At 37.0% G+C, this 7,253-nt stretch carries 6 protein-coding genes, 1 tRNA gene and 2 rRNA genes; 8 read left to right on the top strand and 1 reads right to left on the bottom strand.

All coding sequences use genetic code 11. From position 1 onward, the window contains the following. The 8 genes from EKG35_RS07380 to tsaD all read left to right on the top strand — a co-directional run. Positions 1-120 (top strand): 23S ribosomal RNA (locus tag EKG35_RS07380); the annotation flags it as partial. A 125-nt stretch (positions 121-245) separates the two neighbouring features. Beyond that, positions 246-361, top strand: a 5S ribosomal RNA gene (gene rrf, locus EKG35_RS07375). A 610-nt stretch (positions 362-971) separates the two neighbouring features. Then, positions 972-1,047: transfer RNA gene (locus tag EKG35_RS07370), tRNA-Asp, on the top strand. Positions 1,048-1,279: 232 nt separating this feature from the next. Beyond that, on the top strand, positions 1,280-1,633 hold the full coding sequence (locus tag EKG35_RS07365) for a hypothetical protein (protein WP_126293796.1): 354 nt from the start codon (positions 1,280-1,282) through the stop codon (positions 1,631-1,633). Positions 1,634-1,857: 224 nt separating this feature from the next. Then, positions 1,858-2,307, top strand: a complete 450-nt coding sequence (gene tsaE, locus EKG35_RS07360; protein WP_126293795.1) for a tRNA (adenosine(37)-N6)-threonylcarbamoyltransferase complex ATPase subunit type 1 TsaE — start codon at positions 1,858-1,860, stop codon at positions 2,305-2,307. Next, positions 2,308-3,012 (top strand): tRNA (adenosine(37)-N6)-threonylcarbamoyltransferase complex dimerization subunit type 1 TsaB, encoded by a 705-nt coding sequence (tsaB, locus tag EKG35_RS07355; protein WP_126293794.1) that lies wholly within the window; start codon positions 2,308-2,310, stop codon positions 3,010-3,012. It abuts the gene before it with no gap. A 2-nt stretch (positions 3,013-3,014) separates the two neighbouring features. Next, the gene (gene rimI / locus EKG35_RS07350) at positions 3,015-3,458 is read left to right on the top strand and encodes a ribosomal protein S18-alanine N-acetyltransferase (protein ID WP_126293803.1); all 444 of its coding nucleotides are present in this window, start codon (positions 3,015-3,017) and stop codon (positions 3,456-3,458) included. Beyond that, positions 3,458-4,474: a tRNA (adenosine(37)-N6)-threonylcarbamoyltransferase complex transferase subunit TsaD gene (tsaD, locus tag EKG35_RS07345; protein ID WP_126293793.1), complete on the top strand. Its 1,017-nt coding sequence runs from the start codon at positions 3,458-3,460 to the stop codon at positions 4,472-4,474. The genes rimI and tsaD overlap by 1 nt, the downstream gene beginning before the upstream one ends. A gap of 728 nt (positions 4,475-5,202) precedes the next feature. On the opposite strand, the gene EKG35_RS07340 is transcribed toward tsaD, so the two are convergent. Further along, positions 5,203-7,149, bottom strand: a complete 1,947-nt coding sequence (locus EKG35_RS07340) for an ABC-F family ATP-binding cassette domain-containing protein (protein ID WP_126293792.1) — start codon at positions 7,147-7,149, stop codon at positions 5,203-5,205. Positions 7,150-7,253 lie beyond the last annotated feature (104 nt).

Genomic DNA, 7,253 nt, shown 5'->3' with positions numbered 1-7,253 from the left:
GAGATTTCCCATTACGCAAGTAAGTAAGATCCCTCAAAGACGATGAGGTAGATAGGTTCGAGGTGGAAGTGTGGCGACACATGGAGCTGACGAATACTAATCGATCGAGGACTTAACCAAATAATTGAACGAATTCAATGTCTTTATCCAGTTTTGAGAGAACGAACTCTCAATTAAATAAAGGAACTTCGCCTAAGAGCGCAACATCCTGTTGCAACGGCGAAGCCAGCACATCCATGTGCAAGTGAAGTGATGATGGCAAAGAGGTCACACCCGTTCCCATACCGAACACGGAAGTTAAGCTCTTTAGCGCCGATGGTAGTTGGGGGCTTCCCCCTGTGAGAGTAGGACGTCGCTTCGCGCAAATGAAACCGCTGATATTCAGCGGTTTTTTTATATGTAGAAAAGGAAGCCCCCAACTACCAAAAACCGAAGGTTTGGTCGGCGCGATTAGTAAAAATAATTTAAACAGTAGTATTCGAGAAGTGTGAGGACCAACAAGGAATCAAGGAGGCACGAAGCGGAGTGTACTATGTACACGAGCATCGTACCGAGGAAGATGACGAAGGTTTCCGCAGTGTCATCACTCTTCGCAGATAGCGCCGATGGTAGTTGGGGGCACCCCCTGTGAGAGTAGGACGTCGCTTCACGCAAATGAAACCGCTGATATTCAACATTTTACTACAAAACCATAGGTTGGGAAAAAAGAAGCAAGTTTGACACGGGAATCCAGTGCGTTAATGTGCCTTGGGAGAGAGGGACATTGCTTTATGCCTTGCAATTAGATAGGGATTAATAATTTTTTTTAAGCATAGCATGTATATACTTATTTTCCTCTATTTTCCACGTTCTAATAAATAATATAACCAGCTTGCTATCAATTAATCAGTGAAAAAAATTACTAATATTTTTATAAAAAATATTGTAAAAACACCTATTTAATGCTATATTAATAGATGTCTGATAGAAACGGTCCCGTGGTGTAGCGGTTAACATGCCTGCCTGTCACGCAGGAGATCGCCGGTTCGATCCCGGTCGGGACCGCCATACTAATAGAATTTATGTCCTTATAAAGCATAGGCTTTATAAGGATTTTTTTATTGATAAAATAGTTTACAATTTTCAATTCGAAAGTTGCCTCCTTTTTCCCATTCTAAAACCCCACGATTCATTGAATGGCCCAAAAAATACGACTAAATATTCAAGAGATATGTAAAGTCACATGATTATAAAACTACATAAATATAGTAGTAGTATGTCATTTTTTGGGGTGATTTTTTTGAAACAACGATATCGGAGAAACATCTTAGTCCTTCTTTTTATAATAATTGCTGCGATTATCGTTTTAATTTATGAACATTCATATGAAGTAAATAAGATTTATAATATTGAAGATTCAAATGCATACTATTGGCAAAAATATATGAATGAAGAAGAGTTCGCAAAACTAAAAAATGGAATGTCGTATATGGACGTTGTTGGAATTGCAAAAGGAGGGGGCGAACAAGTTTCCGCAGGTGTTTTCAGATGGGATGATGAACTTCTTATGACACAAGGGTATGAAATTCATTTTGAGAATGATAAGTTAATTGATAAAAAAATTTATGAAAAACGTGGATACTCTACACGCTAACGATTTTGGAGGCACATCCCGAATCGTATTTTTAGGGATGTGCTGTATCTTTACTTGAAAGTATTACCAACCTATGCTGTGATCTACAAAATGTTTTCCTTAGCAGATGCAAATACTTTGCAACGAGGGAAAATTGATTTTTGAGAAATTAGGTAATACATTTTGAACATTTAACATTGTTTAGGTAAACTTAAGGTAATGTGATGGTGAGAGGAAAAAGTAAAATGATATTTGAAAAAGAGATAATGTCCTTAGAAGAAACTCAAAGCTTAGCACAAAATATTGCTGATTTACTTGAACCACAGGATACTATTACTTTAGAAGGCGATCTTGGTGCAGGTAAAACTACCTTTACACAGGCATTGGCAAAGGCTTTAGGAATTACAAGAACAGTCAATAGCCCAACTTTTACAATTATGAAACAATATGAAGGCAGGCTGCCGCTTAATCACTTAGACGTATACCGTTTATCTGATAGTGATGAAGATCTTGGTTGGGATGAAATATTTTACGGTGATGCAGTTACTGTTGTAGAATGGGCACATTTAATTAAGGAAGATTTGCCTGAGGAACGATTAGCAATTGAAATTTATCGTATAGATGATAATAAAAGAAAATTTGTATTAAAACCAATCGGAAAGCGTTATGAACGATTGTGTGAGGAGTTATTTTAAATGATTTGGTTAGGGATAGAAACTTCAAATTCACCGTTGTCGATTGCAATAGTAAAGGATGGACAAGTACTTGCTGAAGTAGTGCAAAATATAAAATTAACTCATTCTGTTACAGCTATGCCGACAATTGAGGAGCTTTTAAACAAAGTAAATATAAAACCAGCTGATATTGATGCAATCGCTGTATCAGAAGGACCAGGTTCATATACTGGTATTCGAATTGGCGTAACGTTGGCAAAAACGCTTGCATGGACGCTAAAAAAGCCATTGGTTGGGGTATCAAGTTTAAAAGTGCTTGCTGCAAATGCACAATTATTTAATGGGGTCATTTGCACCTTATTTGATGCACGCAGACAAAATGTTTATGCTGCTGCGTATAATGGAATGAATTTAGAAACTATAATTGAAGACCGTCATGATTCAATTGACGCGATCTTAGTCCAATTACAGCAATTGAATGAGCGTGTAGTATTTGTTGGAGTAGATGCAGCGAATTTTAAAGATCAAATAGTTCAATATTTAGGAGATAATGCATTTTTTGCACCGTTTTCTCTTCATTTGCCGAGAGCTTCAAAGTTAATTGAAATAGCGGAAAATGAACCACTGCTTAATGCAGCAGAAGTGCATTCTTTTGTTCCTAAATATCACCGTATTGCACAGGCAGAGGCAAATTGGGTAAAGGAACAGAAGAAGGGGCAGCAATAGTTATGGTACTTTATCGCAGGATGACTCCAGAAGATGTAGAAGCAGTTCATGCAATTGAAGTTGCCTCCTTTCCAACTCCATGGACGTTGGATTCCTTTCACTATGAAATGAGAGAAAACAACTTTGCGCATTATGTAGTAGCAGAAGATGACAATGGCAACATTATTGGCTTTTGTGGTATGTGGCTTGTCATTGATTCGGCTCAAATTACAAATGTTGCTGTATTAGAAGAAGCTCGGGGTAGAAAAATCGGAGAAGGACTGATGCGTGAAGCAATGGACATTGCAAGAAACCATGGAGTTGAAGTCATGAGTCTAGAGGTCCGCGTATCTAATACGGTTGCACAAAACCTTTATCGTAAACTTGGTTTTCAAGAGGGCGGTATAAGGAAAGGATATTATACAGATAACCAAGAGGATGCTCTTGTAATGTGGGTGAACTTATAATGGAAGAGTGTATTATTTTAGCAATAGAGACAAGCTGTGATGAAACTGCAGCAGCTATTATTCGAAATGGTAATGAAATTGTCTCAAATGTCGTAGCGTCACAAATTGAAAGTCAAAAAAGGTTTGGTGGTGTAGTTCCTGAAATTGCATCACGTCATCATGTTGAACAAATTACAATCGTTATTGAAGAAGCTTTGCAAAGAGCAAATATGGAGCCGTCGGACTTGACTGCTGTTGCAGTTACGGAAGGCCCAGGATTAGTTGGAGCACTGTTAATAGGTATTAATGCGGCTAAAGCATTTGCGTTTGCACATGGATTGCCTATTATTGGTGTGCACCACATTGCTGGACATATTTATGCGAATGCGCTCGTCCAACCAATGCAGTTTCCTTTGTTGGCACTAGTTGTTTCTGGTGGGCATACAGAATTAGTATTAATGAAGGAACATGGCAGTTTTGAAGTAATTGGAGAAACACGAGACGATGCAGCTGGAGAAGCTTATGATAAAGTAGCTAGAGTTTTGAATATGCCGTATCCTGGAGGGCCGCATATTGATCGAATGGCTCATGAAACTAATGAAGCTGTAGAGTTTCCTCGTGCATGGCTTGAGGACTCCTATGATTTTAGTTTTAGTGGATTGAAATCTGCCGTAATTAATTATAAGCATAATATGGATCAACGAGGGGAAGAAATTATCCCAGAGCAAGTCGCAAAAGGTTTTCAGGACAGTGTTGTGGAAGTACTAACAACAAAAACAGTCCGTGCGGCACGTGAATTCCAAGTGAAGCAAGTAATTGCAGCTGGTGGAGTTTCTGCAAATAAGGGCTTAAGGACAAGTTTAGAACAAGCTTTTGAGGCAGAAAATATTCCTTTTACTGTACCACCATTGAAGCTTTGTACAGATAACGCTGCGATGATAGGTGCAGCTGCAGCTTATATGTATAATGCAGGTGTTCGAGGGGATTTATCCATGAATGGTCTGCCAGGTAAAGAACTGAAAAGCTGGATAAAATAATAAGTAGGAGGCATCCAAAAAGTCATAGTTGGATGCCTCCTTTTTTGAACAGTTTATAGAAAAAGTATGGCGACCCAAATCGTATTCTAGCATCAGACAAAAAAGTGCTTTCATCTCGGAATATGTATAAAAACGTTATATTAACATATTTAGTATCATACTCTAAACTTATTTGTAATTTCATTTTGTATAATTTTTCTGAAAACTTATCCACAGTTTCAACAATATTTTTCTTTAATTGTCAAGGCGAACATTCGTACTTATGCACAAATTGGGGATAACTTGTGGGTAACTTGTGGTAAACCTATATGTAGTGTTAGTTTTTACACACATAAATGTTGATAAATCAAAATAGATTTGTGGATAATGTGGAAAAGTGTGTTGATAGGTTGATATTACTAAGATAATAATGTGAATAAATTTGTGGAAATAATTTATCGAAATTTGTCTATTGACCAAGATGTATGTAAAATATTTGCGAATAATATAAAAAGACATCTAAAAAGCAAGGGCAATTCGGTAGTACTTGAATGGTACTCCATTTTCTTAACCAGGATAAAGCAGTAATAGATGGCTTTTCATTTTTCATATCTTATTAGACAGCAAGTTAGGAGTATTATCCGTTCCTTTATACTTGAATAAAAAGAAGATTCCAAACACAGTTGCTGCATAAAGAAAAAGAGGGGCATGTTTAGAAAATTTTCTTTCTGGACATGCCCCATCTACTATTACAAAGTCATATTTTCAAGCTCTTCATTTAAATCCAGCCATTGTAATTCAATTTCTTCATGTTCTGATTTAACAGAATCAAGCTCCGTCTGAAGTTTCATTACTTTTTCGTGGTCTTTAAAAATTTCAGGATCACATAATTTCTCCTCAATAATTGCAATCTGTTCGGACAAATCGTTCATTTTTTTCTCAATTTCTTCAATTGCACGCCGGATTTGGCGCTCACGTTTTTTCGCATCTTTATCAATTTGAGAATTAGCTGATTTTGAAGGAGTAGGCGATTCTACCACTTGTGAAGATGAAGCAGCCTTCAAGTGTGCTAATTCCTCCAGCTCCTGTTTTTTCTCAATATAATAATCATAGTCGCCTAAGTATTCAAAAGAGCCTTTTCCTGATAACTCAACTACTTTTGTTGCAATTCGATTGATAAAATAGCGGTCGTGGGAAACAAATAGCAATGTACCAGGATAGTCTATTAACGCATTTTCTAATATTTCCTTACTATCTAAATCGAGATGGTTTGTCGGTTCATCGAGCACAAGTAAATTCGCTTTTTGCATCATTAATTTTGCTAATGCTAAACGTGCCTTTTCACCACCAGATAAAGAATTAACAGACTTTGAAACATCATCACCGCTAAATAAAAATCGGCCTAGAATTGTACGAATATCTTTTTCATTCATTAGCGGCCATTCATCCCAAAGTTCTTGAAGAACTGATTTATTTCCCGTTAGTTTAGCTTGTTCTTGGTCATAGTAACCAATTTGTACGTTTGCTCCATAACGAATATCTCCAGAGAGGATTGGTAGGTCTTTAACAATTGTTTTTAGTAGAGTAGATTTCCCAACCCCATTAGGCCCTACTAATGCTATGCGATCTTCACGGAAGATGCGCATTGAGATGTTCTGTGAAATTGTTTTTCCATTATAGCCAATTGTTAAATCATCAATTGATAGTACATCATTGCCGCTTTGGCGCTCGATTGTAAATCCAAAATTAGCAGAGCGTTCATTGCCATCAGGTGCATCCATCCATTCAGTACGTTCAAGTACTTTACGGCGGCTTTGAGCCATTTTTGTAGTGGATGCGCGGGCAATGTTTTTTTGTATAAATGCCTCTAACTTGGCTTTTTCATCTTGTTGACGTTCATATAATTTTAAATCTCTTTCATAATTTCTTGCCTTCTCTTCTAAATAAGCGCTATAGTTCCCCACATATTTTGTGACATGGGTTCTAGATACTTCATAAACAATCGAAACAACTTGATCTAAAAAATAACGGTCATGAGAAACGATTAAGATTGCTCCATCATATGCCTTTAAATAATTTTCAAGCCAACTCAATGTTTCAATATCTAAATGGTTGGTTGGTTCATCTAAAATAAGCAGGTCAGGCTTACTTAATAAAAGTTTTGCAAGAGCTAAACGAGTACGTTGACCTCCTGATAAGGAAGCAATTAGTTTATCATAGTCTTCTTGAAAAAACTGCATTCCATGGAGAACGGAACGAGTATCAGCTTCATATTGATAGCCACCAGCATCCTTAAAATCGTGCTGTAATTGGTCATATTCCGCCATTACCCTGCTGTATAAATCCTGATTTCCATAGACTGCTGGATCCGACATTTGAAGTTCTAGTGCACGTAAGCTCTTTTCTTTATCGCGCAGCGGTTTGAAAATGGTCATCATTTCATCCCAAATAGATAAAGTCGATTCTAAACCAGAATGTTGTTCCAAATATCCAATCTTCACATCTTTTGGGATAATAATATCACCAGAATCATATGACATCTGACCAGCAATAATTTTCAGCAATGTTGATTTTCCTGCTCCGTTGCGCCCAACTAACGCAACACGGTCTCGATGTTGAACTTCTAACTTTACACCACTTAATATTTCATTTGTCACAAACGATTTATATAATTGATTTACTTGTAATACAATCATTTTTACACCTCAGTTCACTATCATTAGTGTACTGGAAGGGGAAAATGTACGCAATCGGATGCTTTACTTATTTGTACATGTTTAGTAAGATGAAAACGATTTCC

The organism is Lysinibacillus telephonicus, assembly GCF_003966145.1.
GTDB classification, from domain to species: domain Bacteria; phylum Bacillota; class Bacilli; order Bacillales_A; family Planococcaceae; genus Ureibacillus; species Ureibacillus telephonicus.
Note: the sequence above shows the minus strand (reverse complement) of the source record. Positions and strands in the feature narration are given on the sequence as shown.

Coding starts and splice junctions, on each gene's coding strand:
- rimI (WP_126293803.1), top strand. CDS start 3,015: ATGGTACTTTATCGCAGGATGACTCCAGAAGATGTAGAAGCAGTTCAT.
- EKG35_RS07340 (WP_126293792.1), bottom strand. CDS start 7,149: ATGATTGTATTACAAGTAAATCAATTATATAAATCGTTTGTGACAAAT.
- tsaD (WP_126293793.1), top strand. CDS start 3,458: ATGGAAGAGTGTATTATTTTAGCAATAGAGACAAGCTGTGATGAAACT.
- tsaB (WP_126293794.1), top strand. CDS start 2,308: ATGATTTGGTTAGGGATAGAAACTTCAAATTCACCGTTGTCGATTGCA.
- tsaE (WP_126293795.1), top strand. CDS start 1,858: ATGATATTTGAAAAAGAGATAATGTCCTTAGAAGAAACTCAAAGCTTA.